Genomic DNA, 25,386 nt, shown 5'->3' on the forward strand with positions numbered 1-25,386 from the left:
GGTTTATCCAGCCACCCGCAACAACCAAACTCTCGGCTCCACTTATTTGCAGGAGCTTGCGATGAAAACCCGCCAACTTGGCCACAACGGCCCACAGATTTCCGCCATTGGCCTGGGGTGCATGGGCATGAGCGACTTCTATACGGCCGGCCGTGACGATCAGGAGTCCATCGCCACCATCCACCATGCCCTCGAACGCGGCCTCAACTTCCTCGACACCGCCGACATGTACGGCCCCTACACCAATGAAGAGTTGCTGGGCCGCGCCCTGGCTGGGCGTCGGCATCAGGCATTTGTGGCCAGCAAGTTCGGCATCGTTCGCGACGCGAACGACCCGCACAAGCGCGGCGTCAGCGGTCATCCCGATTACGTGCGCCAGTCCATCGAGGGCAGCCTGCAGCGCCTGAATAGCGATTATCTGGACCTGTATTACCAGCACCGCATCGACCCGAATGTGCCCATCGAAGATACCGTTGGCGCACTTGCCGAGCTGGTGGCACAGGGCAAGATCCGCCATATCGGCCTCAGCGAAGTGGCGCCCGCTACCCTGCGCCGTGCTCACGCGGTACACCCCATCGCCGCGGTGCAGACCGAGTACTCACTGTGGACCCGCGACCCGGAAGAAAACGGCGTTCTAGCCACCTGCCGTGAACTGGGTATCGCCTTCGTGCCTTACAGCCCGCTAGGTAGGGGTTTTCTCACCGGTACGCTGCAAAGCCCTGACGACTTCGAGGCGGACGATTTCCGTCGTCACAACCCGCGTTTTCAAGGCGAGAACTTCACCAGGAACCTGGAGTTGGTGGCCAAGGTGCAGAGCATGGCCGCCGACAAGGACGTCAGCGCCGCGCAGCTGGCGCTGGCCTGGGTATTGGCCAAGGGCGATGACATCGTGCCGATCCCCGGCACCAAGCGCCGCCGCTATCTGGACGAAAATCTGGCGGCGTTGGATATCGGCCTGAGCAGCAGCGAAGTGGCGGCGCTGGATGACGTCTTTCCCGCCCGGGCCGTTGCTGGTGAGCGCTACGCACCGGGTTCGATGCAGACGCTGCATCTCTGAAACGAAAACGGCCTGCGCAAGGCAGGCCGTTTCAGGCGCAGCGAGCAGCTTACTTGAGCACAGCCAGGGCCGCGTCGTAGTTCGGTTCGTCAGCGATTTCGCCGACCAGCTCGCTGTGCAGCACCTTGTCGTTCTCGTCCAGCACCACCACGGCGCGGGCAGCGACGCCAGCCAGCGGGCCGGAGCTCAGGGCAACACCGTAGTCCTTGAGGAACTCGGCGCCGCGCATGGTCGACAGGTTCTGGACGTTTTCCAGGCCTTCGGCACCGCAGAAGCGCGCCTGGGCGAACGGCAGGTCGGCGGAGATGCACAGCACCGCGGTGTTGGCCAGCTTGCTGGCTTCGGCGTTGAACTTGCGTACCGAGGTGGCGCAGGTGGGGGTATCGACGCTTGGGAAAATGTTCAGCACTTTGCGCTTGCCCGCCAGGCTGCTCAGGCTCACGTCGGCCAGGCCAGCACCGACCAGGGTGAACGCTGGCGCCTGCTGACCGACTTGCGGCAACTGGCCATCGACGTCAACCGGGTTACCGCGCAGGGTTACTTGTGCCATGAAACAATCCTTCTCTTGATGGGTGAAAACACGCAGGAGCGGTCATCCTACGCCAGTCGACGCGGCCCGCAAACGCTTATCTCGGCGCTGCCGGCCGCCCTGGTCAGGCCTAGAAATCCCGCTTGTAGAACAAGTCCAGGGAGCTGGCCAGACCGCTCGCCGCCTCCAGGTACAGGCGACGGGTCAGGGCATAACGCAGCGCCACGGTATTGACCGGCTCGAACACGCCGACCCCATAGCGCAGGCTCAGGCGCTCGGACAGGTTGCCGCTGGCCACCACGCTGGTGTTGCGGCCGCTGCCGTCGGTGTCCAACTGGAAGTCCTGAATGCCCAGGCTCTGCGCCACCGAACCGGTGACTCCGGAGCTGCCCGCGACGCCGAGGGCCAGTGCGGCCTGGGCAAGCATGTTGTTGTCCTCGCTGCCGGTCGACAGCGGCCGCCCCAGCACCAGGTAGGACAGCGCCTGCTCCTGGCTCATGGCCGGCTCGGAGAACACCTCGGTGCGCGGCTGGTCGGCGCTGCCGGTCAGGCGCAGCCCGGCCACCACGTCGTCGACCTTGCGAATCGCCTCGATGTCCAGGAAGGGTTGGTCGATGGGCCCGGCGAACAGCAGGCGCGCACGGCGGATGGTCAGGCGCTGGCCATAGCCGCGGAAGTTGCCCTTGTTGAGGTTCAGCTCGCCGCGGGTATCCAGGTCATCGCCGATATGCACGCGGCCTGCCAGCTCGGCATTGAGCCCGAAGCCGCTGAAGGTCAGCTTGTCGCTGCCGACGTCCACATCGATATCCATGCTGATCGCCACCGGCTGCTGCTCGCGGGCTTCGGCGCCGACGATCACCGCGTCGTCGGAGACCTTGACCGTGGACGGCGGCAGCTCGCGAACGACGATCTTGCCGCGGGGAATCGACACCTTGCCACTGACCGACAGCTGGTCATCGGCCAGGCGCACCTGCATGTCCGGCTCGACCTCCAGATCGGCATAGGGCTCGACGGTGACCGGCAGGCGATTGCCCTGCACGTTCAGGTTGCCGCTGAGCGGGCCGCCCCAGGCCAACGCGCCGTCGAGCCTGCCCTGCCCTCGCTCGCCGCTGCGCCAGCCGCCATTGAGCTGCAGGCTTTCGCCGGCGATCAGCACACGAACGTCGAGGTTCTCGAAACGGGTAGGCAGTTCACCACCGGAGATTTCGCCACCGCTGAGTGCCAGCTGACCGTTGACCAACGGCTTGAGCAGGTCACCGGACAGCGTACCGCTACCGTTCAGTTGCCCGGCCAGGCGCTCGACCATGGGCACGAAAGGCCGGGCAATGGCCAGGTCGAGGCCGCTCAGGCGGAACTGGCCGGACAGGGGCTTGTTCGCCGGGCGCGGGTCGAGCTGTGCCTGTACCGACAATTCGCCGATGCGTGGGCCGCGCAGGTTCAGCTCGGTGTCGATGCGTTGCGGGCGCAGCTCGCTGCTCAGGCGCAAGCTGTCGTAGGTGAAATCGACCCACTGTTCGTTGTCGCGCACGCGCCAGGTACCGCTGCCGGCATCCACCACCACGCGCCCGCTGGGGCCGGCGGCCGGCAGATCCAGGTGCACGTCGGCATCGAGGGTGCCCTGCCAGGCGAAATCATCCGGAAACCAGGGCGCCAGGCTGTCGAGCGGGAAGTCGGCGAGGCGATAACGGATCTTCGGTTCCGGCTGCAGGCGCTGGTTTTCGCCGCACAGGCTGGCCGCGCCGGCGCGCAGGCAGTGGGCGCCGAGGTCGATCTCGCCGCTGGCCAGGCGCACCAGCGAGGCCGGCGCCTGCAGCCGCCAGTCCTGCCCCCCGGCCTGGATGTCGGCGCGGCTCAGGCGACCGCGCCAATCGCCTTTATCCAACGTGCCGTCCAGCGCCAGGCTGGTCTGCAATTGCGGCCCCTGCAGGCTCAGGTCCACCTGTTGCTGGTGCTGGTTGCCGGCACCATTGACCGTCAGGTTGCCGAGCTGACTGTCGCCGCTGGCAATCCCCTGGCCGCGCAACTGCAGCCTGGCCTGGCCGTTGCCATCCAGCGTGGCGTCCAGGCCCAGCTGACGCAGGCGGGTTTCCTCGAATGCCAGGCCCTGGCCATCGAGGCGCAAGGTGCCTTGCGGCGCCTGCAGGCTGCCGGCCAGGTCCAATCGCCCAGCGGCCTGCCCTTGCAGCCCCGGCCACAACTGACCCAGGCGATTGAGGGCGATACGCACCTGGCCCTGCAGGCGCTGATCCAGTTGACCGCTGCCGTCGATACGGTTGTCGCCCAGACGCATGTTCAATGCGCCTACATCCCAACGCTCACCGGCACCTGCGACCTTGGCCTGCAGCTGCGTTGGCTGGCCGCGCAGGCGGCCTTGCAGGTCGAGATCGCCGGTCAGCTCCAGGCGGCCGTCGCGCAACTGGCCCTTGCTGCGAATCGGCCCGGCGATGCGCCCGGGCAACTCGGCGACCCAATAGGCGGGGTCGAAATCGCTGACCTGCAATTGTGCGTCCCAGCGGATCGCCTCGGCAAAACCCACGGTGAGCTGGCCATCGATCTTGCCCTGGCCGGCGCGCACCTGCAGCTGCGGCAAATGAATCTGCTGCAGATCGCCGCTCAGCGGCGTCTGCACGCTGAACGCACCAGCGGGGCCATCCAGCGCGGCGGATAGATTGCCCAGGTAGTTGCCATTCTCATAAGCGAGGTCGCCGGTGAGTTTGTTCAGGGTCACCGGCGGCGCCTCGTCCATCGGATACAGGCGCTGCCAGGGGAAATCCTGCCAATCGACGTGGGTATCGGCGCTGAAGCCTTCCTGCCAATCCAGGCGACCATTGACGGCCAGATACTGGTTCTCGGCGGCTGCCAGGCGCAGCGTTTCGATATCGGCGCCAGCTGCGTCGACGCGCCCGCGCAGCGCCAGGGCAACCGGGCCATCCTCCGCGGGCAACGTGGCGATGCCGTCGATTCCATAACCGTCTTGGAGATTGCCCGCAGCCTTTAGCGTGACAGCGTCCAGGCGCAAGGTCTCAGGCAGCGAATCGTCCGCCTTGAAGCCATCGGCGCCAAGCGTGAGCGTTGCCGGAATATGCTCGACCAACGGCTGAACTTCACCACTCAGGCGCCCGGTCAGATAACCGCTGCTATCGACCACCAGGGCCAGGCTCTCACGCAGATTGCCCTCGACCTGCAGCTTCAGGTCCCAGGCTTTCCCATCGGGCGACGGCAACGCCGCACTGCCCTGCAACTCCAGCGGCCATTCACCGCTGGGCTGAACATGGCCCTGCAAGTCGACCACCAGATCCTCACGCTGCACGTGCAGTTTGCTGATATTCAACCCTGCGCTGGCCCAATCGGCAGCGAGCTCCAAGCCCTGCAATTGATCATCGCCATTGAGCTGCAGGCTGCCAATCCATACCTCGCCAACCTCCAGGGCCACCGGCAGATCCAGTTGCGGCAGGCTGAAAGGCTCATCACTGGGCGGTTTGTCGCCCGGCGCGAAATTCAGCTCGATGCGCTCGCTGCGCAATGTGTCGATGCACAGCGTCAAACGCAGCAGGCACGCCGGCGACCAGTCGAACTGTGGTTGAAGCACCAGTACCTGGTCGTCGCCCTGTTGCCAGCGCAGCTGCTCGGCCGTCCAGCGCCCGCCCAGTCGACCTTCGAACCCATCGACCTGCAGCCCCGGCACCAGGCCAAGCGTCCAGCGGCTGCCAGGCGAGGTGGCGAGCATCCATGCCAACAACACGATCAGCAGCGCCAACAGGCCGGCCAGGCTCAGGCCGGCATACTTGAGCGCCCGCCTCACAGTTCCGGCCCCATGGAAAAGTGCAGGCGCACCCCGCCCTCGTCATCCAGTGGATGCGCTAGGTCCAGGCGCAGCGGCCCGACCGGCGACACCCAGCGCACGCCGATGCCCACCGCGCTCTTGAGGGTCGGCAGATCCAGCGAATTGAAGGCGTTGCCGGTGTCGTAGAAGGTCGCCACGCGCCACTTGTCGGCGACGCTGTACTGGTACTCGGCACTGGCGGCGAGCATGTAGCGCGCACCGATCTTGTCGCCCTGGTTGTTCTCCGGCGACAGGCTCTGGTAATCGTAGCCGCGCACGCTCTGATCGCCACCGGCGAAGAAGCGCAGCGACGGCGGCACGGAAGAATTGAAGCCCTTGGACTCGGTGCCGCCGAACTGGGCACGACCGAGAAAACGGTGGTTCTGCCAAAGCGTGGTGAGGCCCTTGACCAGCACGTTGCCGTGCACCACGTCGGAGTCGGAGAGCAGCCCTTCCTTGGCCACCGAGGCATCGAACTGCAGGCGATAGCCGTTGTTGGGATCGATGCGGCTGTCGCTGTGCAGATAGGAATAGCTGATGCCGGGCATCAACAGGGTGCTGAGCCCGGAGTCATCGCCGAGGCGATATTCCTCGCGCTGCCACTTCAGGGAGATCACCCGCTGCCAGCCGCTGTCGAGCTTGCTGTGCCATTCCGGGCCGACGGTGAGCAGGCGGCTGAGGCTGTCGGTGTTGGCCAGTTCCTCGTACTGGTAGCCGCCGGCGATGCGCAGCTTGTCGGTCATCGGCGGGTCGCCGGGAATGTCGTACCACAGGCCGACGTTCTGGCGCGGCGCCGACAGTTCCATTTCCGCGCCGTAGCTGTGCCCCTGCGGGTTGGCCCAATGCCGCTCCCACTGGATGCGCCCGCGCGGGCCGACGTCGGTGGAAAACCCCAGGCCCAGGCCCATGGTGCGCGGCAGACGGGTCTGCAGGTGCACGTTGACGGGAATCACCTGCTGCTCGGCCACCGTCGGGCTGGCATCGACCCGCACCGATTCGAAATAGCCGCTCGAACGCAGCGCCTGGTAGAGCTCGGCGATGCGCTCCGAGTCGTAGGGCGTGTCCGCCGGGAACGGCACCATGCGCTGCAGCAGTTCGTCATCGAAAGGCATGTCGCCTTCGAAACTGACGTGGCCGAGGCTGTAGCGCGGGCCGCTGTCGTAGACCAGTTCGATATCGGCCAGGCCGGCCTGGGGATCGATACGCAGGCTTTGCTGGGTGAAGCGCCCACGGAAGAAGCCGTAACGCGACGCTTGATTCTGGATATGCCGTTTGGCCGCCTCGTAGCGGCCATGATTGAGCCGCGCGCCCTGGGTCAGCTGGGCGTCCCTGGGGAGCTGGAAGGCACGCATTTGCGAGGCCGGGCCCTCGACCCTGACGGTGACGTTACCAAGACGCACCGGCTCGCCGGGAATGATCCGCACATCGAGCCGCGGCGGCGTCTGTTCGACCACTTCGGTGCTGATCTGCGCGTGGTAATAGCCCAACGCCTGGGCAGCCTTCTCGGCCTGGCCCTCGACCACGCGCCGCAGGCGCTGCAACGCCTCGACGTCGCGCTCGCCAAGATTGCCGATATAGCCTTCGACATTGCTCTTCAAAGCATTGTTGGCCGGCTGCACGCTGACCACCAGACGAGCGTCCTCGGCGAGCAACGTGGCACTGAACAGCATGAGCGCGCATCCCGCGCCGAGTGTCGAAAGTACTCTCATGACGGCGATGCTATCACGGCGAACGCTCTATTCCAGTGCGTGTACGTATCGAACGGTTTCCCGCCGTGCTGGCCGCCCGTCGACCGGATCGGCTAGCATCGCGGTTTTACCGCCCGCTACGCTCAGGATTGCCGACATGAAACTCGTTTCCTTCAACATCAATGGCTTGCGCGCCCGCCCGCACCAACTCGCCGCACTGATCGAGAAGCACCAGCCGGACGTGATCGGTCTGCAGGAAACCAAGGTCAGCGACGACCAGTTCCCCGAAGCGGAGATCCGCGACCTGGGCTACCACGTGCACTACCACGGTCAGAAGGGTCACTACGGCGTAGCGCTGCTATCGCGCCAGGCACCCCTGGAGGTGTTCAAGGGCTTCCCGGAGGACGGCGAAGAATCCCAGCGTCGTTTCATCTATGGCACCTTTGCCGACGCCAACGGCAACCCCGTTACAGTAATGAACGGCTACTTTCCTCAGGGTGAAAGCCGCGACCACCCCACCAAGTTTCCTGCCAAGCAGCGCTTTTACGCGGACCTACAGATGCTGCTGAACAGCAGTTTTGCCCACGACCAGCCGCTGATCGTCATGGGTGACATCAATATCTCCCCCGAGGACTGCGATATCGGCATCGGCGAGGTCAATCGCAAGCGCTGGCTGAAGACCGGTAAATGCAGCTTTCTGCCCGAAGAACGCGAGTGGCTGGCCACGTTGAAGAGCTGGGGCCTGGTCGACAGCTTCCGTCAGTTGCACCCGGAGGTCGATGATCGTTTCAGTTGGTTCGACTACCGCAGCCGCGGCTTCGAGGACGAACCCAAGCGCGGCCTGCGCATCGATGTGATTCTGGCGTCGCGCGCCCTGCAGGATCGCCTCAAGGACGCGGGTATCGACTATGACCTGCGCGGTATGGAGAAACCATCTGATCACGCGCCGATCTGGCTGCAACTCGGTTGAGCGGGCGTCATCTTGTAGTCATTTTTCTGTCTTATCGTCGCAGCACTTCCGCCATCTTTTGCAAGGTGATTGCCGCATGCTGCGCGCCTCAACCCGTTGTGACCACGAGACCTGGAGCCGAACGGCGACCTTTCTGCTGCTCGGTTTCGTCCTTTACCTGAGCCCCTGGACGGCCTTCGCCGCCCTGCCCCTGCCCACCGACGACCGACCGGTGCTGCGTATCCAGGGCTCGAACACCATCGGCGCCAAGCTCGGCCCGGCACTGGTCAAGGGCCTGATGCAAGAACAGGGGCTCAACGACATACGCACCAGCGTCACGCAGGAAAACGAACAGGCCGTCAGCGCACTGAATGGCGCGGGCCGCAAGATCACCGTGACCATTGCCGCCCACGGATCAGGAACCGGCTTCACCGCCATCGGCCAGGGCAGCGCCGAACTGGCCGCCTCCTCACGGCCCATCAAGGATGCCGAAAATGCCAGCCTGTCCTCGTTCGGCAATATGAAGAGCCGGGACGCCGAGCAGGTCATCGCCATCGACGGCCTGGCGATCGTACTGCATCCCGACAACCCCATCAGTGCCCTGAGCACCCTGCAACTGGCGCAGATATTCTCCGGGGAAATCAGCGACTGGGCACAGCTGGGCGGCCGCTCTGGCGCCATTGACCTTTACGCTCGAGACGACAACTCCGGCACCTTCGACACCTTCAAGGAACTGGTCCTCGGCGCCCACGGCAAGCAACTGTCCAGCAAAGCCAAGCGCTTCGAATCCAGCGAACAGCTATCCGACTCGGTAGCCCGCGATCCCAACGGCATCGGTTTCATCGGCCTGCCCTACGTGCGCAAGGCCAAGGCGGTGGCCATCGCCGCCGGCGATTCGCAGCCGATGATGCCGAGCGTGACGCTGATCGCCACCGAGGATTACCCGCTGTCGCGCCGTCTGTTCCTCTACGGGCCGCCGAAGCGTGGCAATCCCTGGGCCGAAGCCCTGTTGCAATTCGCCCAGAGCCCCAGGGGCCAGGCGATCGTGGCGCAGAACGGTTTCATCGCGCAGACCGTCGAAACGGTCAACATCGAGCCGACCGCTGATATGCCGCCGGCCTATCAGGAACTGGCCCGCAATGCCCAGCGTCTGTCGGTGAACTTTCGTTTCCAGGAAGGCAGCGCCAGCCTGGACAACAAGGCGCAGCAGGACCTGCGCCGCGTGCTCGACTACCTGCGCCAGCACGACAAGTTGCAGAACAAGGTGGTGCTGGTCGGCTTTGGCGACCCCAAGGCGGTGTCCGCACGTGCCGAGCTGCTTTCCAAATTGCGCGCCATGGCGGTACGCCGTGAACTGGCTCGCGAAGGCGTGGTGATGCGCGAGGTCACCGGCCTGGGTGACGACCTGCCGGTCGCCGACAACCAAGGCGACAGCGGCAGGCTGAAGAACCGCCGCGTGGAGGTCTGGGTTTACTGATTTTTCCAGACGCGCCAGGTACTTGCCGAACCGCGGGATTCGTCCTAGCCTTATGAACACGTGACGCCGGGCCCCTCTGGCGATGAGTCCCCTCATCGTGATGTCGGAGTCACTAAGTTGAATCTCAACTTAGGCATCGACAGGGAGGGCCCATGACAGCTCTACATGCCTTTATGCTCACGCCGTTTCTCGGCACCCCGTACTACTTCTGGCTGGCCTTCATCGTCATCGTCATCGCGCTGCTGGTCTTCGACCTCGGCGTGCTGCACCGCGACCAACACGAAATCGAAATGCGCGAGAGCCTGCTGCTCTACTCGGGCTACTTCAGCGTGGGCGTCGCCTTTGGCGGCTGGGTGTGGTGGGAACTGGGCGCCACCAAGGCGCTGGAGTTCTACACGGGTTTTCTGGTCGAACAGTCGCTGTCGATGGACAACGTGTTCGTCATGGCGATGATCCTCGGCTTCTTCGGCATCCCGCGCAAATACCAGCACCGCGTATTGTTCTGGGGAATCATCGGCGTGGTGGTGCTGCGCGCGATCATGATCGGCCTGGGAACCGCCCTGGTGCAGGAGTTCGACTGGATCCTCTATGTATTCGGTGCGTTCCTGCTGTTCACCGGCATCAAGATGCTGTTCAGCAAGGACCATGACGAGCACCCGGACCTGTCGCAGAACAAGCTGCTGATCTTTCTGCGCAAGCACATCCGGGTCACCGATGACCTGCACGGCGGCAAATTCCTGGTGCGTCAGAAGGATCCGGCCAGCGGCAAGATGCTGCTGTTCGCCACCCCGCTGCTGCTCGCCCTGGTGCTGATCGAACTGGCGGACCTGGTGTTCGCGGTGGACAGCGTGCCGGCGGTGTTCGCCATCACCCAGGACCCGTTCATCGTCTACACCTCGAACATCTTCGCGATCCTCGGCCTGCGCGCCCTGTACTTCGCCCTGGCTGCGCTGATGCACCGCTTCGTGTACCTCAAGTACGCACTGGCCATCGTGCTGATGTTCATCGGCTGCAAGATTTTCCTGCACGGCTTCATCAAGGTACCCGCCCTGCTGTCGCTCGGCGTTACCATGGGCGTACTGGCCGGCGGCGTGATCCTGTCGCTGCTGAAAACCCGTGACAAGAAACCTGCCGAGACGACGTGACCGGACAAGATGTGCAGCTCGAGCGAATCGACAAGCCTGACGGCGTACGCTGGTGCGTGCGCCTGGGCAAACGCACGCTGATGTTCGACGACGAAGGCGCCGCGCGGGCTATCGCGGCCCAGTTGCACATGCGCCTGAACCGCGAGCGGCTAAGCCTGGTGCCGGGCTCCGACAAGGAGCCGGGCAGCTAGGGTCTGATCCCGTTTCACGTGCTGAAACAGGAACAGAGCCTCGGCCTCAGGCTTTGTGCAGGTACTTGCCAAGCTCGTACTTGCCGATAGCGGCGCGGTGCACTTCATCCGGGCCATCGGCCAGGCGCAGGGTACGCTGCATGGCGTACCAGTAGGCCAGCGGGAAATCGCCACTGACCCCTGCCCCGCCATGCATCTGGATAGCACGATCGATCACCTTCAAGGCCACGTTGGGCGCCACCACCTTGATCTGCGCGATCTCGCTGGCCGCCACCTTGTTGCCGACCGTATCCATCATGTAGGCCGCATTGAGGGTGAGCAGGCGCGCCATGTTGATTTCCATGCGTGACTCGGCGATCAGGTCGATGTTGCCCCCCAGCCGGGCCAGCGGCTTGCCGAACGCGGTACGTCCAATGGCGCGCTCGCACATCAGCTTCAAGGCCCGCTCGGCCATGCCGATGGAGCGCATGCAATGGTGGATACGCCCAGGCCCCAGACGCCCCTGGGCGATCTCGAAACCGCGACCCTCACCGAGCAGCACGTTCTGGTACGGCACCCGCACGTCTTCGAACAGCACTTCGGCATGGCCGTGGGGCGCGTCGTCGTAGCCGAACACCGGCAACGGCCGGAGTACTTTCACGCCGGGGGCGTCCATGGGCACCAGAATCATCGAGTGCTGCTGGTGACGCGGGCCATCCGGGTTGGTCAGGCCCATGAAGATCATGATCTTGCAGCGGGGATCGCAGGCACCCGAGGTCCACCACTTGCGGCCATTGATCAGCCAACTGTCGCCATCGCGAACCGCAGTAGCCTGCATATTGGTGGCGTCCGACGAGGCGACCTGCGGTTCGGTCATGGCAAAGGCCGAACGAATCTCACCGCTTAACAGCGGCTCGAGCCATTCACGCTTCTGCGCTTCGCTGCCATAACGCACCAAGACTTCCATGTTGCCGGTATCGGGGGCCGCGCAGTTGAACGGCTCGGGGCCGATCAACGAACTGCCCATGATTTCCGCCAGCGGCGCGTACTCGGTGTTGGTGAGCCCCGCGCCCAGCTCGGAATCGGGCAGGAACAGGTTCCACAGTCCCTCTCCTTTGGCGCGGTCCTTGAGCTCTTCCATGATTGCCGTCGGCTGCCAGCGATCACCTTCGGCGACCTGGCGCTCGAACTCGGCCTCGGCCGGATAGACATGATCCTGCATGAATGCGCTGACGCGCTCGCGCAACTGCTGAACCTTGGGGGAATAGGCGAAATCCACGGCGCACCTCGGCTGTATCTCTGTGTGCGGAGGATGCTAGTGGACGGCGGGTCATTTATCGACGCTATTTTCGGCGTGTATAAACATTCATCACCGATATAAGATCGCCGTACAAGAACAACGCACGGAGTCGCTCAGGCATGAACCTGAACAAGGTGGATCTCAATCTTTTCGTGGTCTTCGACGCCATCTACACAGAAGCCAACCTCACCCGTGCCGGGCAGATCGTCGGCATTACCCAGCCCGCGGTATCCAACGCCCTGGCCCGCCTGCGCGAAACCTTCAACGATCCATTGTTCGTACGCACCGCCCAGGGCATGGTGCCGACGCCCATGGCACAGAACATCATCACCCCGGTGCGCAACGCCTTGCAGCAGTTGCGCATCTCGGTGCAGGAGAGCCGCACCTTCAATCCGGCGCAGGCGACCAAGAGCTTTCGCATCAGCATGACCGACCTGACCGAAGCGGTGGTGCTGCCGCCGCTGTTCCAGCGCCTGCGCCGCCAGGCACCCAGCGTGACCATCGAGAGCATGCTGGTGCGCCGCCGCGAAACCACCAAGGAACTGGCCGCCGGGCGTCTGGATTTCGCCGTGGATGCGCCGCTGAACATCGACCCGCAGGTGCGCCACGTCAAATTGATGGAAGACCGCTATGTCTGCGCCATGCGCCACGGGCATCCGTTGGCCAGGGAAAAGCTCAGCCTGGAAGCGTACCTGTCACTGACCCACATCCAGATCTCCAGCCGCCGCAGCGGCCTGGGTTATGTCGATCTGGCCCTTGGTAAAATGGGCATTCAGAGGCGTATCGCCTTGCGCTCGCAGCATTATCTGATGGCTTGTCGAGTGATGCGCGATACCGACATGGCGATCACCGTACCGGAGCGCTTCGCCCGGGATAACGATCTGCATTTCAGTGAGCTGCCGGTTGCTGGCATCACCTCCCTAGAAACCCACCTGTACTGGCACGAAAGCACCGATCAGGATCCCGCCAACCGCTGGATGCGTGAGCAGATCATCGAGATCTGCCAGCGCATCACCGCCGAAGAACGCAAAACGGCAGCCGGCGCAGGCGCCTGAGGTCAGCTGGAGCAAGTTCAGCTGGAATAGTCCAGCACCGTCCAGATACGCGTCAGGCCCTCGCCGATCATGCAATTGGATGCGCCCAGCTGCTTGTTGTCGTGCAAGGTCATGCGGGTGGTAACGCCATCGGCGGCGTCCTGCCGCTCGACCAGCCACTGCAGCTTGCCGCAGTTGGGCGTGTCGATCACGTAGCTGGCAGCCACGGGGGCGTCGTTGCTGGCCAACTTGATGGCATCGACCACCACGCCGTGCTCCTCGACGCGCTTGCCATCGGAAACCAGCACCGCCCAGGCCTGGCTGTCTTCGATGACCAGGTAATTGGCATTGACCTTGGGTTGCTCGACCTGGGGTTGCACGCAACCGGTCAGTGTTACCAACAGCACAATTGTCATGAGTATCTGGTGCATTACGGGGAGTCCTCGGCATTGATCAGCAGCGCCATGCAGCGCCGCCGGACATGGGAGTCAGCAAGCGTCGAGACTCACTATTACCGAATACTGTTTATTTGTACAGTACTTTTGAATTACCCTAGCAGCCGTCACCACATGATCGTCGGCCCGGAACATTCCAGGCGAGATCAGGCCTATAGCGGGAGCCTAACGATGCTGGACGTATTGCAACTCAAACACACGGTCAATCGGATGCCGCTGGACAAGGTACGCCTCATCGTCGAGGAACTGCATCTGGAAGGGATCGTTACCGAAGGTAAAACGCCGTTCAACCGCCTGCACTTCAACACCTGCTTTGCCGAGATCGAGGCGCTGCTGCAACGGGCGGGCTATCACCGTCAGCTGGATGTGGTGGGCTACCAGGGATTGGCCTACGCAATGTTCGATCCCAACCGTTGGGAAGCCGTGGAAGTGCTGCGCTGGCTCAGGGACTATGTCGAGGAAGCCAGGGCCTGCCCTGCCTCATAAAGAGGCATACCACAGCGCGCGCTGCCTGCCCGTGGCTCAGCTCGCCGAGGTAAAACGGTGCCATAAGGCATTCAGGCAAGCTGCAGGCCACATGGCGCGATGCTTGCTTCAGGAAAATGAATAACGCCTTGCCACCCTCTTATGGGAAGCCAGGTAACGGACACGGTATCTGCCAGATCACCTTCCCCCATCGGGTGCTCTGGTAGATGCCGTTTTTATTCGTCCAGCATTTTCTGCGGACAAAGAAAAACCCGGCCTAGGCCGGGTTTTTCGTAACGCCTGAGCCTATTACTGGGCTTGGGCTTCTACTTCGGCTTCAACGCGACGGTTGATAGCGCGGCCTTCTTCGGTGGCGTTGTCGGCAACCGGACGGGACTCGCCGTAACCAACGGAGTTGACGCGATCAGCGCCTACGCCGTACTGGTTGACCAGCACGTCACGAACAGCGTTTGCACGACGCTCGGACAGCTTCTGGTTGTAAGCGTCAGTACCGACGGAGTCGGTGTGACCCTCAACGGTGGTGCTGGTTTGCGGGTACTGGTTCATGAAGTCAGCCAGGTTCTTGATGTCACCGTAGCTTTCTTGCTTGACAGCAGCCTTGTCGAAGTCGAATTTCACATCCAGTTCGACGCGAACGACCTGCGGAGCTTCTTCAACGACCGGAGCCGGTGCCGGAACTGGCTCTGGAGCCGGCTCGGTTACCTGAGCGACCTGACGAGTGCTGCCGCCGAAGTTCAGACCGACACCCACGCCGGCTTGCCATTCGGTGTCACCCTTGTCGATGTTGTACAGGGCTTCAACGCCAGCACGAGCGTACAGCATCTCGGTGAAGTAGTACTTCGCGCCGCCGCCAACGATGGCCAGAGTGGAAGTGTCACGGCCGCCTTTGTTGGCGTCGCCGATGCTCTGGTGGCCAACGCCGCCGGAGACGTAAGGACGCAGACCTACACCCGGCTGGCCGAAGTGGTAGAGGGCTTTCAGATCAGTCAGGTTGCCCTTGATGTTCTTGCTGCCAGCAGCGCCTTCGCCACGCAGGTCGTGGTACTCGCCGTACGACAGTGCCAGCTCGACATCGTCGGTCAGGTAGTAACCAACGCTTGCGCCGAACAGGTTGCCTTCGTCATGAGCGAAATCACGCTGAACGTCGGTGAAGTAGCGGTTGGCAAAGCCTTCCACCTCGACAGCGCCTTGGCCTTGAGCCAGCACGCCCATGGAGGTAGCGGCTACCAAGGAGCCAATGACTACGCCTAAGGTGTTTTTCAGTTTCATCCGTTAAATCCCCATCTATGAGTGATTGATCCGCATGCAGGTAGACATGCGAGTCTGCGGTAAGTTTAACAAAACTCACCTTTGCCAGTTAAAGCCTGCACCGAACTAACTTTCGGTAATACCTGCAAACTTTTCCCGCAATCGGTCCAACGCGCGCTTGTAGCGCATTTTGGTTGCACTGAGCCCCATGTGCATGATGTCGGCGATCTCCTGAAACTCCAGCTCCGCGACAAAACGCAGTACCAGGATCTCCCGGTCGATCGGGTTGACATGCACGAGCCAGCGATCCAATCCGCCTCGGTCCTCTATCTTCGGCGCCTTTTCTTCCGACGCCTCTTCCAGAGGATCCAAACTCAGCGCATCCATCAAACGACGTTTGCGACGCTCCTTGCGGTACTGAGTGATGCATTCGTTGTAGGTAATGCTGTAGAGCCAGGTCTTGAACTTCGATTTACCCTCGAAGTTCTTCAGCCCATAAAGAACCTTGAGCATCACTTCCTGACAGACATCGTCGGCATCTCGATCGTTCCCTAAATATCGTGCGCATACATTGAACAGGGTGCGCTGGTAACGACGCATCAATTCTTCGTAAGCACGGGTGACATGGAACAGCTCGTCATGGGCACGCGCCACCAGCTCCTCGTCGGAGAGCTCGCGTGGGTCATAGCGCAGTGACGGTGATTGGGGTGCGTTCAAAGCAGGTCGGGCCAACGGTCAGGACGAAAACAGCCAGCGCCTGTTCGAACAGGCCGCTGGCTGGGCGCATAGGGTAGCAGAAATGCCCCTTAGCGGCTGCTTACCCGCTGCTCGAGCAGCACGCGGTTGGCGACCGACACCAGCTCACCGGAGTCCGTCAGCACCGTGGTCTTGACCGTACCGATCTCCTCGATCTGTCCCTCGACGCCACCCACCTCGATTTGCTGGCCGACCTGATACAGCTCACGCACATAGATGCCGGCCAGGATCTGGCTGGCCAGTTCGCGGCTGCCCAGTCCCAGCGCCAGCGCCACCGCCAGGCCGACGGAAATCAGCACGATGGCGATGACGTTGTTGAGCAGGTCGGTCTTCACCTCCAGCTGGCCGATGGCCACGGAGATGCTGATGATGATCACCAGCCCCTGGGCCAATCGCGCCAGGCCATGGGCATAGTCCAGCCCGACCCCTTCGGCGGCACCGCGTACCAGGCCGCTGAGCAGATGGGCGAGCAGCACGCCGGCGAGCAGGATCAGCGCCGCACCGAATACCTTGGGCAGGTACAGCGCCAGCACGTCGAGGGTCGCGGAAACGCGCTCCAGGCCCAGCGACTCGGCCGCCGAGACCAGGAATATCAGCAGCACGAACCAGTAGACGATCTTGCCGATCAGGGTGGAAACCGGCACCTGGAAGCCCGCACGCCCCAGTATCTTGGTCAGCCCGGTGCCGGCCATCAGGCGATCGAGGCCCAGCTTGCCGAGCAGTTTGGAGAGCAAGGTGTCGAGCAGCTTGGCCACGATGAAACCCAGCAGCACCAGCACCAGCGCGACGAACAGATTGGGAATGAAGCTGGCGACTTTCGTCCACAGCGCCGTCATCGCGGCGACCAGGCTATGGGTCCAGGGATCGAGTTCCATTTCATTGCGCCTTATCGGAAGAACGGGCAGAAGCACGGCGGCGTGACACCGGTGCGACATGGGAAGAGCCATTGTTGAGGGCGATCATCAGGGCGCTGGCCCAGTGCCCCATCAGGCCGAACAGGTCGCCTGCGCCCACCTGGCGGTTGGCGGTTTTCAGCACCCGGTTCAGGCAGGCATCGTCGTCGCGCGCCGGCGAAGACGGGGCTTTCAACAGATCACGCAGAGATTCTTCAAATGGATCGTGCATGGCAGACCTCACAGAACGTCTCCGCTAGACGAAGCGGCTGCGCGGCGAGTCACATCACACCCAGCGCAGGCGGCGGAACAGCAGCCACTGGCCCAGGCCGATCAGCACCATCAGCAGGCATGCGACCAGGAAGCCGTAGGGACTCTCGGCGCCGGGAATGCCGCCTACGTTGATGCCCAAAAGGCCGGTGACGAAACTCATGGGCAGGAAGATGCAGGTGATGATGCCGAAGCGGAACATGATGTGGTTCATGCGTACGTCGAGCCGGCGGTTCTCCGTTTCCAGCAGCAGACCGATGCGCTCGCGCGTCAGCTCCAGCTCTTCGAGATAGCGCAGCAGGCGGTTGTTGAGCTCGTTCCAGTACAGGCTGTCTTCGTGGCTCAACCAGGGCAACTGGCTGCGCGTGAGCTGTGCGTAGATATCCCGCTGCGGCGACAGGAAGCGGCGCAGGCCCGCGGCGCGGCGACGGATATGCAATAGCAGACCATGGTCGGGCAAGCTGCGCTCGTTGCCATCGACCTGCTCTTCCTGCCCGTCGACCAGGTCGGAAAGCCCGGTCACCAGATCCTCGATTTTGTCGGTGAGGTAATCGCTGAGCTGCAGGATCAGCTCGGAAGGGTTTCTCGGCCCCTTGCCCGCCTGCAGTCGCTCGATCAGATCCTCGGTGGCACGCAGCGGGCGCAAGCGCAGCGAGATGACCCGTTGCGCGCCGGCGGAAATGCGCACCGAGACCATGTCCTCGGGCTCGGCCCCTGGGTTGAGATTGACGCCGCGCAGGAACAGCAGCAACTCGTCGTCCGGCAGTGGCAAGGCCCGCGGGCGGGTATTTTCCTCCAGCAGCAGGTCGCAGGCGAACTCGCTCAAGCCACTGTCGCGGCGCAGCCAGCTCTGGGTCTGCGGGTGGCTGCGATCCCAGTGCAACCACAGGCTCTGCCCGTCTTCGAGCTGCACGTCATCGAGTTGCTCGCGAGCCACCGCCTGGGCGCCGCCCTTGCCGTCCAGCACGAAGCCATGCACCAGGCCCCACTGCGCGTTGTCTTCCTCGTACATCCCTACCCCTGATGATTGCTGGCCGCGCGGACTGCTGCGCGCGGCTTACTCGGTTTGCAGCGCCTGCGGCGAAACGATGATGCCGTTGTTGTCGGCATACAGGTATTCGCCGGGGCGGAAGCTGACGCCGCCGAAGCTGACCACCACGTTGAGGTCGCCCAGGCCGCGTTTCTCGGTCTTCATCGGATGGCTGCCCAGCGCCTGTACACCCAGGTGGGTCTGCGCCAGCACGTCGACGTCACGCACGCAGCCGTAGATCACCATGCCTTCCCAGCCGTTGCTCGCGGCCTTCTCGGCGATCATGTCGCCCAGCAGCGCGCAACGCAGCGACGCGCCGCCGTCCACCACCAGCACCTTGCCGGCACCGGGCTGCTCGGCCTGGGACTTGACCAGGGAATTGTCCTCGAAGCATTTGACGGTGACGATCTGCCCACCAAACGAGTCGCGGCCGCCGAAGTTGCTGAACATCGGCTCCACGACGCTGACCAGTTCCGGGTTGGCGTCACACAGATCGGGCGTGCTGTAGTGCATGGCGAAACTCCTGGTAGGTGTGCGAAGCCTGCAGCATAGCCTTATCCGCTATGCCTAGAACACTCTTGCAGCGCGCTATCGCGCCGCATCACGGCACCGCAGCAATGGCTGCCCCGGCCTGCTCGCCCGCCTCATGGCGGGACGCTTGGCGCCCGCCCGTGAGCCAGCGCAGCACCAGCGGCCAGACTTCGTCCTGGGCCGGCTTGCTGACCAGCATCTGCACATGATCGTAGTCATGGGCGAAGCCCTGCCCTCGCCCCAGATTGACGAACTCGCGGTCCACCGAGGCAAATTGCTCGAACAAGGCGCGACAGGCCTCGGGCGGACATTGCCGGTCAGCGTCACTGGCCACCGCCAGCAGCGGTACGGCGACCTCTTGCAACCCGGCCCACCAGTCGCGCTCGGCATCGCCGAAACGCCCGAACAGACGATGCCAGCGCAGGGTTTCCAGGGCAATGCCGACCGGCTCGTCCTCGGGACCGCGCTTTAGCCGCGCCCCCGATAGCACCGCGAATCGCTTGAGCACAAGGCGCGCGACCCACTCGATGGGTGGCACCTTGAGCATCCAGTAGCGGCGGCTGACCTCGACCCCGAACAGCCCCAGGCTGGCGACACCGCCCTGGGGCAGGTAACCGCCGCCCAGCGCCGCTGCCAGGCTCAGGCCGCCCAGCGAGTGGCCGAGCCAGTGGATCGGTGCCGGATTCTGCTCGGCGACGAACGCGGCGATCGCCGGCAGATCGTAGCGGGCATAGTCCGCCACGCAGTTATCCCGGTACGTCAGGTTACGCGGCGACAGGCCATGGCCGCGCATCTCGGCGATCCACACATCGAAACCAGCGCGCACCAGATAAGGCGCCAGGCCGATGCCGCCGGGCGAATACCAGAACCGCCGGTTGGAAAAACTGCCATGCAGCAGGATCACCGGCTCGCCGCGCGCCTGTTGCTGCCCCGCCACCCCCAGCCGGGTGACGGCCAGTTCGACACTGAAATCCGGACTGTTGCCCGGTTTGAGGCGGTAGACATCTTCACTCAGGTCACCCCGTAGCTCGGCACTCATCAGCGCTACGGGAAACAACTCACTGCTGCTTTGCATCTTCTTCGCTCTGACACAACAGATTGCCCGCTGCAGGGATCGCCCGGTGGCGGACACCAAAATTCACGACCTGGCGACACGAACGCCATAGCCGCCTGCGGGCTTGGCGCCGGCCCAGCGGCACCAAATACTTCCGGGAGAAGGTTTCGACGTCGCTTGCGACGGCCAGAAGGGTGGCCGCCGGGGATGACAGGTCACAAAAAAGGCAGGTAGAACCTGCCCTCGGGTCATCCTTCAAACCGCTTCGATCAGCTGGGCTGGGCTTCGGCGAGGAAGAACCAGGTTTCCAGCACCGAATCCGGGTTCAGGGAAACGCTCTCGATGCCCTGCTCCATCAGCCAGCGCGCCAGATCCGGGTGGTCCGACGGACCCTGGCCGCAGATACCGATGTATTTGCCCGCCTTGTTGCATGCCTGGATGGCGTTGGACAGCAGCTTCTTGACCGCCGGGTTACGCTCATCGAACAGATGCGCGACGATTCCGGAGTCACGATCCAGGCCCAGGGTCAGCTGGGTCAGGTCGTTGGAGCCGATGGAAAAACCGTCGAAGTATTCCAGGAATTCCTCGGCCAGGATGGCGTTGGACGGCAGCTCGCACATCATGATGACCTTCAGGCCATCCTGCCCGCGGGCCAGGCCGTTCTCGGCCAGCAGATCGACCACCTGCTTGGCTTCGCCCAGGGTGCGCACGAACGGCACCATGATCTCGACGTTGGTCAGGCCCATCTCGTTACGGACTTTCTTCAGCGCCCGGCACTCGAGCTCGAAGCAGTCGCGGAACGATTCGCTGATGTAGCGCGACGCGCCACGGAAGCCCAGCATCGGGTTCTCTTCTTCCGGCTCGTACAGCTTGCCGCCGATCAGGTTGGCGTATTCGTTGGACTTGAAGTCGGACAGGCGCACGATGACCTTCTTCGGCCAGAACGCCGCCGCCAGGGTGCTGATGCCTTCCACCAGCTTCTCGACGTAGAAGTTCACCGGGTCGGCGTAGCCGGCGATGCGCTTCTCGACGCTTTCCTGGATTTCCGGCGGCAGGCCGTCCATGTTCAGCAGCGCCTTGGGGTGCACGCCGATCATGCGGTTGATGATGAACTCCAGGCGCGCCAGGCCGATACCGGCGTTGGGCAACTGGGCGAAATCGAAGGCGCGATCGGGGTTGCCGACGTTCATCATGATCTTGAACGGCAGTTCGGGCATGGCGTCGATGGAGTTCTGACGCACGTCGAAACCCAGTTCGCCCTCGAAGATGAAACCGGTGTCGCCTTCGGCACAGGAAACCGTCACGCCCTGGCCGTCACGCAGTGCGTGGGTGGCGTTGCCGCAACCGACCACGGCCGGAATGCCCAGCTCGCGGGCGATGATCGCCGCGTGGCAGGTACGCCCGCCGCGGTTGGTGACGATGGCGCTGGCGCGCTTCATCACCGGTTCCCAGTCCGGATCGGTCATGTCGGAAACCAGCACGTCGCCGGGCTGGACCTTGTCCATCTCGGACACGTCGTTGATCACCCGCACCTTGCCGGCGCCGATCTTCTGGCCGATGGCGCGGCCTTCGACCAGCACGGTGCCTTTTTCCTTGAGCAGGTAGCGCTCCATCACGGTGGCGCTGGCGCGGCTCTTCACGGTTTCCGGGCGCGCCTGGACGATGTACAGCTTGCCGTCGTCACCGTCCTTGGCCCACTCGATGTCCATCGGACGACCGTAGTGCTTCTCGATGATCATGGCCTGCTTGGCCAGCTCGCTGACCTCGGCATCGGTGAGGCAGAAACGCGCGCGGTCGGCACGGTCGACGTCGACCACCTTGACCGACTTGCCGGCCTTGGCTTCGTCGCCGTAGATCATCTTGATCGCCTTGCTGCCCAGGTTGCGACGCAGGATCGCCGGGCGACCGGCCTCCAGGGTCTGCTTGTGGACATAGAATTCGTCGGGATTGACCGCGCCCTGAACCACGGTCTCGCCCAGGCCGTAGGCACCGGTGATGAACACCACGTCGCGGAAACCCGATTCGGTATCCAGGGTGAACATCACGCCGGCAGTGCCGGTTTCCGAACGCACCATGCGCTGCACGCCGGCGGACAGGGCGACCAGCTTGTGGTCGAAGCCCTGGTGCACGCGGTAGGCGATGGCGCGGTCGTTGAACAGCGAGGCGAAGACTTCCTTGGCCGCGCGGATGACGTTTTCCACGCCGCGGATGTTCAGGAAGGTTTCCTGCTGGCCGGCAAAGGAGGCATCGGGCAGGTCTTCGGCGGTGGCCGAGGAACGCACGGCCACCGCCATGTTGTCATTGCCACCCGCCATGGCGGCGAAGGCGGTGCGGATCTGCTCGTTGAGCGCAGCCGGGAACTCGGCCTCCATCACCCACTGGCGAATCTGCGCGCCGGTCTTGGCCAGGGCGTTGACGTCGTCGACATCCAGGGCGTCCAGGGCCTCGTGGATCTGCGCATTGAGGCCGCTCTGCTCGAGAAAGTCGCGATAGGCCTGGGCCGTCGTGGCGAAACCACCGGGAACCGAAACGCCAGCGCCCGCCAGGTTGCTGATCATCTCGCCGAGGGAGGCGTTCTTGCCCCCTACATGCTCGACATCGTGATTGCCGAGCTTATCGAGGGAAACTACGTACTCTGCCAAGGTGATCTCTCCACTTCAGTGTTGGAAAAGCTCATGGGCTGGAAACGCCGTCGGCATGCGCCGGGTGGACAATGGCCTGGCCCTGGAAAATAAGTAACAATGCAAACCCATCAGGGCCGGCAAAAAACCGACCTATCATAGCCAAGATTCGTTCCCAGCTTATAGGCCATTTGCGCAATGACACGAACCGCGTACTTCATCTCCGACGGCACCGGTATCACCGCGGAGGCATTGGGGCAAAGCCTGCTGGCCCAGTTCGACACCATCGGCTTCACCAAGCTCACGCGGCCCTACGTGGACAGCGTCGAAAAGGCGCGCGCCATGGTACAACAAATCAATAATGCCGCCGACAAGGACGGCGCCAACCCGATCATCTTCGCCACCATCGTCAACCAGCAGATCCACGACATCCTGGCCGAGTCCCGCGGCTTCATGATCGACATCTTCTCGACCTTCCTGGCGCCCCTCGAGCAGGAACTCGCCTCCCACTCGTCGTACTCGGTGGGCAAGTCGCACTCGATCAGCGGCAATACCAACTACATGGAGCGCATCGAGGCGGTCAATTTCGCCCTCGACAACGATGACGGCGCACGCACCCATTACTACGACAAGGCCGACCTGATCCTGGTCGGCGTGTCGCGTTGCGGCAAGACCCCGACCTGCCTGTACATGGCCATGCAGTACGGCATTCGCGCCGCCAACTACCCGCTCACCGAAGACGACATGGAGCGCCTGCAACTGCCGGCTTCGCTGAAGAAACACCGCGAGAAGCTGTTCGGCCTGACCATCGACCCCGACCGCCTGGCGGCCATCCGCAACGAGCGCAAGCCAAACAGTCGCTACGCCAGCTATGCTCAGTGCGAATTCGAGGTGCGCGAGGTGGAAAGCCTGTTCCGCCGCGAATCGATCGCCTTCATCGATTCCACCCATTTCTCGGTGGAAGAGATTTCCGCCAAGATCCTGGTGGAAAAAGGCGTCGAACGACGCTTCAAATAACCGCCCCCTTGAGGCCCCAGCCATGACGCTGTCCGATGCCGTGCTGTTCGCCCCGCTCGCCTTTGTGATCGCCTTGACGCCGGGGCCCAACAACTTCTGCGCGATGAACAACGGCATCCGCCATGGCATCGGCGCGGCCCTGCTGGCCACCACCGGGCGGGTGGTGGCGTTCGCCATTTTCCTGAGCATCTCCGCCGTTGGCCTGGGCGCCATGTTGCTGGCGTCGGAAACCGCCTTCACGGTGATCAAGTGGGTCGGCGCGCTGTACCTGCTGTATCTCGGTGTCAGTGCCTGGCGCAGCCGGGAATTCAGCGGCCTGGACCTGGAAGGCGCGGTGCCGGCCGTGCAGCCACAACGGCAGGTGTCGCGCCTGATGCTGCAGGAGTTTCTGATCGGCATCAGCAATCCCAAGGCGATTCTTCTGTTCGCCGCGATCTTCCCGCAGTTCATCAAGCCCGGCGAGCCGGCAAGCGAACAGTTCATATACCTGGGCGCCACCTATCTGCTGGCCGAATACGCCGCCTCGCTGGTCTATGCCCTGTTCGGTCGGCAGATCCGCCGCTTTATCCGCACCCGGCAAGGTGCGCAGCGGCTGAACCGCACCACCGGCGCCTTTTTCATGGGCGCAGGCGGTTTGCTGCTCAGCACGACTCAGCACTGACGAGTAGCCGGTTCACGCCGGCACCCGTACCCAGCCTTCCATAAGGATTCGCGCACTGCGGCTCATGATCGCCTTGGTGACCGCCCAGCTGGCGCCGACCTGACTGGCTTCGGCGCCGACCCGCAAGGTGCCGGAAGGATGCCCAAAGCGCACCGCCTGCCGCTCGCCACCGCCAGCGGCCTGGTTGACCAGTGTGCCAGGTACCGCCGCCGCCGCGCCGATGGCCACCGCGCAGGTGCCCATCATGGCGTGATGCAGCTTGCCCATGGACAGCGCGCGCACCAGCAGATCCACTTCATCCGCAGCGACCGTCTTGCCGCTCGATGCCCGGTAGCTTTTCGCTGGGCTGACGAAGGCGATCTTGGGCGTATGCTGGCGGGTCAGGGCCTCCTCCGGGCTTTTGATCAAGCCCATACGCAATGCGCCGGCCACGCGAATCTGCTCGAAACGCGCCAATTGCGCCGGGTCCGAGTTGATGTCTTCGCGCAACTCGGTACCTTGATAGCCAAGGTCCGCGGCGTTGACGAAGATGGTCGCAATGCCGGCGCTGATCAGGGTCGCCTTGAACGTACCGACCCCAGGCACGTCCAGCTCATCCACCAGATTGCCGGTGGGAAACATCGAGCCACCCTCCTCGCCTTCCTCGGACGGATCGAGAAACTCCAGCACGATCTCGGCTGCCGGGAAGGTCACCCCATCGAGTTCGAAATCGCCGGTTTCCTGGACCTGGCCATTGCTGATCGGCACATGGGCGATGATGGTTTTCTGAATATTGGCCTGCCAGATACGTACCATGCAGGTGCCGTTCTCGGGAATGCGCGAAGCGTCCATCAGGCCGGCATGGATGGCGAAGGCGCCGGCGGCGGTGGACAGGTTGCCGCAGTTGCCGCTCCAGTCGACAAAGGCCTTGTCGATGGACACCTGGCCGTAGAGGTAGTCGACATCGTGACCAGGCTGGCTGCTTTTCGACAGGATCACGCACTTGGAGGTGCTCGACGTCGCACCGCCCATGCCATCGATATGCGCCGAGTAGGGATCGGGGCTGCCGATCACGCGCATAAATAGCTTGTCGCGGGCCTCGCCCGGCACCTGGCATTGCACGGGCAGATCCTCGAGGCGAAAGAACACGCCCTTGCTGGTACCGCCACGCATATAGGTGGCGGGGATTTTCACTTGCGGCAGATAAGCCATG

23 protein-coding genes are annotated in these 25,386 nt (G+C 63.3%); 9 read left to right on the forward strand and 14 right to left on the reverse strand.

The window, feature by feature from the left end; translation table 11 throughout:
• The first annotated feature begins 61 nt into the window (after nucleotides 1–61).
• Nucleotides 62–1,057 (forward strand): aldo/keto reductase, encoded by a 996-nt coding sequence (locus K8U54_RS24775; protein ID WP_249908268.1) that lies wholly within the window; start codon nucleotides 62–64, stop codon nucleotides 1,055–1,057.
• Nucleotides 1,058–1,106: 49 nt separating this feature from the next.
• Here K8U54_RS24775 and tpx read toward each other — a convergent pair whose 3' ends face one another.
• The 3 genes from tpx to K8U54_RS24790 all read right to left on the reverse strand — a co-directional run bounded on the left by tpx (nucleotide 1,107) and on the right by K8U54_RS24790 (nucleotide 7,079).
• Entirely contained in the window at nucleotides 1,107–1,607 is a 501-nt protein-coding gene (tpx, locus tag K8U54_RS24780) for a thiol peroxidase (protein ID WP_249908269.1), read from the reverse strand.
• A gap of 109 nt (nucleotides 1,608–1,716) precedes the next feature.
• The gene (locus K8U54_RS24785) at nucleotides 1,717–5,388 is read right to left on the reverse strand and encodes a translocation/assembly module TamB domain-containing protein (protein WP_249908270.1); all 3,672 of its coding nucleotides are present in this window, start codon (nucleotides 5,386–5,388) and stop codon (nucleotides 1,717–1,719) included.
• Complete coding sequence (locus K8U54_RS24790) at nucleotides 5,385–7,079, reverse strand: autotransporter assembly complex protein TamA (RefSeq protein WP_249908271.1); 1,695 nt, start codon at nucleotides 7,077–7,079, stop codon at nucleotides 5,385–5,387. Before K8U54_RS24790 ends, K8U54_RS24785 begins: the two co-directional genes overlap by 4 nt.
• Nucleotides 7,080–7,254: 175 nt before the next feature.
• Here K8U54_RS24790 and xthA point away from each other — a divergent pair, with 175 nt between their 5' ends.
• The 4 genes from xthA (at nucleotide 7,255) to K8U54_RS24810 (ending at nucleotide 10,859) form a co-directional block, all read left to right on the forward strand.
• Nucleotides 7,255–8,067 carry an exodeoxyribonuclease III gene (xthA, locus tag K8U54_RS24795; protein ID WP_249908272.1) on the forward strand — a complete coding sequence of 271 codons (813 nt, stop codon included), beginning with the start codon at nucleotides 7,255–7,257 and terminating at the stop codon, nucleotides 8,065–8,067.
• Nucleotides 8,068–8,143: 76 nt separating this feature from the next.
• Nucleotides 8,144–9,523 (forward strand): substrate-binding domain-containing protein, encoded by a 1,380-nt coding sequence (locus K8U54_RS24800; protein WP_249908273.1) that lies wholly within the window; start codon nucleotides 8,144–8,146, stop codon nucleotides 9,521–9,523.
• Nucleotides 9,524–9,675: 152 nt separating this feature from the next.
• The gene (locus tag K8U54_RS24805) at nucleotides 9,676–10,668 is read left to right on the forward strand and encodes a TerC family protein (RefSeq protein WP_249908274.1); all 993 of its coding nucleotides are present in this window, start codon (nucleotides 9,676–9,678) and stop codon (nucleotides 10,666–10,668) included.
• Nucleotides 10,665–10,859, forward strand: a complete 195-nt coding sequence (locus K8U54_RS24810; RefSeq protein WP_249908275.1) for a hypothetical protein — start codon at nucleotides 10,665–10,667, stop codon at nucleotides 10,857–10,859. The genes K8U54_RS24805 and K8U54_RS24810 overlap by 4 nt, the downstream gene beginning before the upstream one ends.
• 46 nt (nucleotides 10,860–10,905) lie before the next feature.
• Here the strand turns inward: K8U54_RS24810 and K8U54_RS24815 are convergent, their stop codons facing one another.
• The gene (locus K8U54_RS24815; RefSeq protein WP_249908276.1) at nucleotides 10,906–12,117 is read right to left on the reverse strand and encodes an acyl-CoA dehydrogenase; all 1,212 of its coding nucleotides are present in this window, start codon (nucleotides 12,115–12,117) and stop codon (nucleotides 10,906–10,908) included.
• 140 nt (nucleotides 12,118–12,257) lie between these two features.
• Between K8U54_RS24815 and K8U54_RS24820 the strand changes: the two genes are divergently transcribed.
• Nucleotides 12,258–13,193, forward strand: coding sequence for a LysR family transcriptional regulator (locus tag K8U54_RS24820; protein ID WP_249908277.1), 936 nt, complete (start codon nucleotides 12,258–12,260; stop codon nucleotides 13,191–13,193).
• Between the two features lie 17 nt (nucleotides 13,194–13,210).
• Here K8U54_RS24820 and K8U54_RS24825 read toward each other — a convergent pair whose 3' ends face one another.
• Complete coding sequence (locus K8U54_RS24825) at nucleotides 13,211–13,603, reverse strand: hypothetical protein (RefSeq protein ID WP_249908278.1); 393 nt, start codon at nucleotides 13,601–13,603, stop codon at nucleotides 13,211–13,213.
• A gap of 195 nt (nucleotides 13,604–13,798) precedes the next feature.
• Between K8U54_RS24825 and K8U54_RS24830 the strand changes: the two genes are divergently transcribed.
• Nucleotides 13,799–14,113 carry a transcriptional regulator gene (locus K8U54_RS24830; RefSeq protein WP_070887764.1) on the forward strand — a complete coding sequence of 105 codons (315 nt, stop codon included), beginning with the start codon at nucleotides 13,799–13,801 and terminating at the stop codon, nucleotides 14,111–14,113.
• 288 nt (nucleotides 14,114–14,401) lie between these two features.
• Here K8U54_RS24830 and K8U54_RS24835 read toward each other — a convergent pair whose 3' ends face one another.
• The 8 genes from K8U54_RS24835 to ppsA all read right to left on the reverse strand — a co-directional run bounded on the left by K8U54_RS24835 (nucleotide 14,402) and on the right by ppsA (nucleotide 22,537).
• Complete coding sequence (locus K8U54_RS24835) at nucleotides 14,402–15,382, reverse strand: OmpA family protein (protein ID WP_074888455.1); 981 nt, start codon at nucleotides 15,380–15,382, stop codon at nucleotides 14,402–14,404.
• Nucleotides 15,383–15,487: 105 nt separating this feature from the next.
• Nucleotides 15,488–16,078: an RNA polymerase sigma factor SigX gene (sigX, locus tag K8U54_RS24840; RefSeq protein WP_075930079.1), complete on the reverse strand. Its 591-nt coding sequence runs from the start codon at nucleotides 16,076–16,078 to the stop codon at nucleotides 15,488–15,490.
• An 89-nt stretch (nucleotides 16,079–16,167) separates the two neighbouring features.
• Nucleotides 16,168–16,992 (reverse strand): mechanosensitive ion channel family protein, encoded by an 825-nt coding sequence (locus K8U54_RS24845; protein ID WP_249908279.1) that lies wholly within the window; start codon nucleotides 16,990–16,992, stop codon nucleotides 16,168–16,170.
• Nucleotide 16,993: 1 nt separating this feature from the next.
• On the reverse strand, nucleotides 16,994–17,242 hold the full coding sequence (locus K8U54_RS24850) for a CrfX protein (protein ID WP_075930077.1): 249 nt from the start codon (nucleotides 17,240–17,242) through the stop codon (nucleotides 16,994–16,996).
• A gap of 54 nt (nucleotides 17,243–17,296) precedes the next feature.
• Nucleotides 17,297–18,292 (reverse strand): CorA family divalent cation transporter, encoded by a 996-nt coding sequence (locus tag K8U54_RS24855; RefSeq protein ID WP_249908280.1) that lies wholly within the window; start codon nucleotides 18,290–18,292, stop codon nucleotides 17,297–17,299.
• Nucleotides 18,293–18,337: 45 nt separating this feature from the next.
• Nucleotides 18,338–18,823, reverse strand: a complete 486-nt coding sequence (gene rraA, locus K8U54_RS24860) for a ribonuclease E activity regulator RraA (protein WP_070887769.1) — start codon at nucleotides 18,821–18,823, stop codon at nucleotides 18,338–18,340.
• Between the two features lie 88 nt (nucleotides 18,824–18,911).
• A complete protein-coding gene (locus K8U54_RS24865) occupies nucleotides 18,912–19,916 on the reverse strand; it encodes an alpha/beta fold hydrolase (RefSeq protein WP_249908281.1) in 1,005 nt (334 codons plus the stop codon).
• A gap of 248 nt (nucleotides 19,917–20,164) precedes the next feature.
• Entirely contained in the window at nucleotides 20,165–22,537 is a 2,373-nt protein-coding gene (gene ppsA / locus K8U54_RS24870) for a phosphoenolpyruvate synthase (RefSeq protein ID WP_249908282.1), read from the reverse strand.
• Nucleotides 22,538–22,714: 177 nt separating this feature from the next.
• Here ppsA and ppsR point away from each other — a divergent pair, with 177 nt between their 5' ends.
• Together ppsR and K8U54_RS24880 are read left to right on the forward strand one after the other, a co-directional pair.
• Nucleotides 22,715–23,533: a posphoenolpyruvate synthetase regulatory kinase/phosphorylase PpsR gene (gene ppsR, locus K8U54_RS24875; RefSeq protein ID WP_249908283.1), complete on the forward strand. Its 819-nt coding sequence runs from the start codon at nucleotides 22,715–22,717 to the stop codon at nucleotides 23,531–23,533.
• A gap of 22 nt (nucleotides 23,534–23,555) precedes the next feature.
• Nucleotides 23,556–24,194 (forward strand): LysE family translocator, encoded by a 639-nt coding sequence (locus tag K8U54_RS24880; protein WP_249908284.1) that lies wholly within the window; start codon nucleotides 23,556–23,558, stop codon nucleotides 24,192–24,194.
• Nucleotides 24,195–24,206: 12 nt separating this feature from the next.
• Here K8U54_RS24880 and prpF read toward each other — a convergent pair whose 3' ends face one another.
• On the reverse strand, nucleotides 24,207–25,385 hold the full coding sequence (gene prpF, locus K8U54_RS24885) for a 2-methylaconitate cis-trans isomerase PrpF (RefSeq protein WP_249908285.1): 1,179 nt from the start codon (nucleotides 25,383–25,385) through the stop codon (nucleotides 24,207–24,209).
• Nucleotide 25,386 lies beyond the last annotated feature (1 nt).

The sequence above is a fragment of the Pseudomonas fulva genome (genome assembly GCF_023517795.1).
Taxonomy (GTDB): Bacteria; Pseudomonadota; Gammaproteobacteria; order Pseudomonadales; family Pseudomonadaceae; genus Aquipseudomonas; species Aquipseudomonas fulva_D.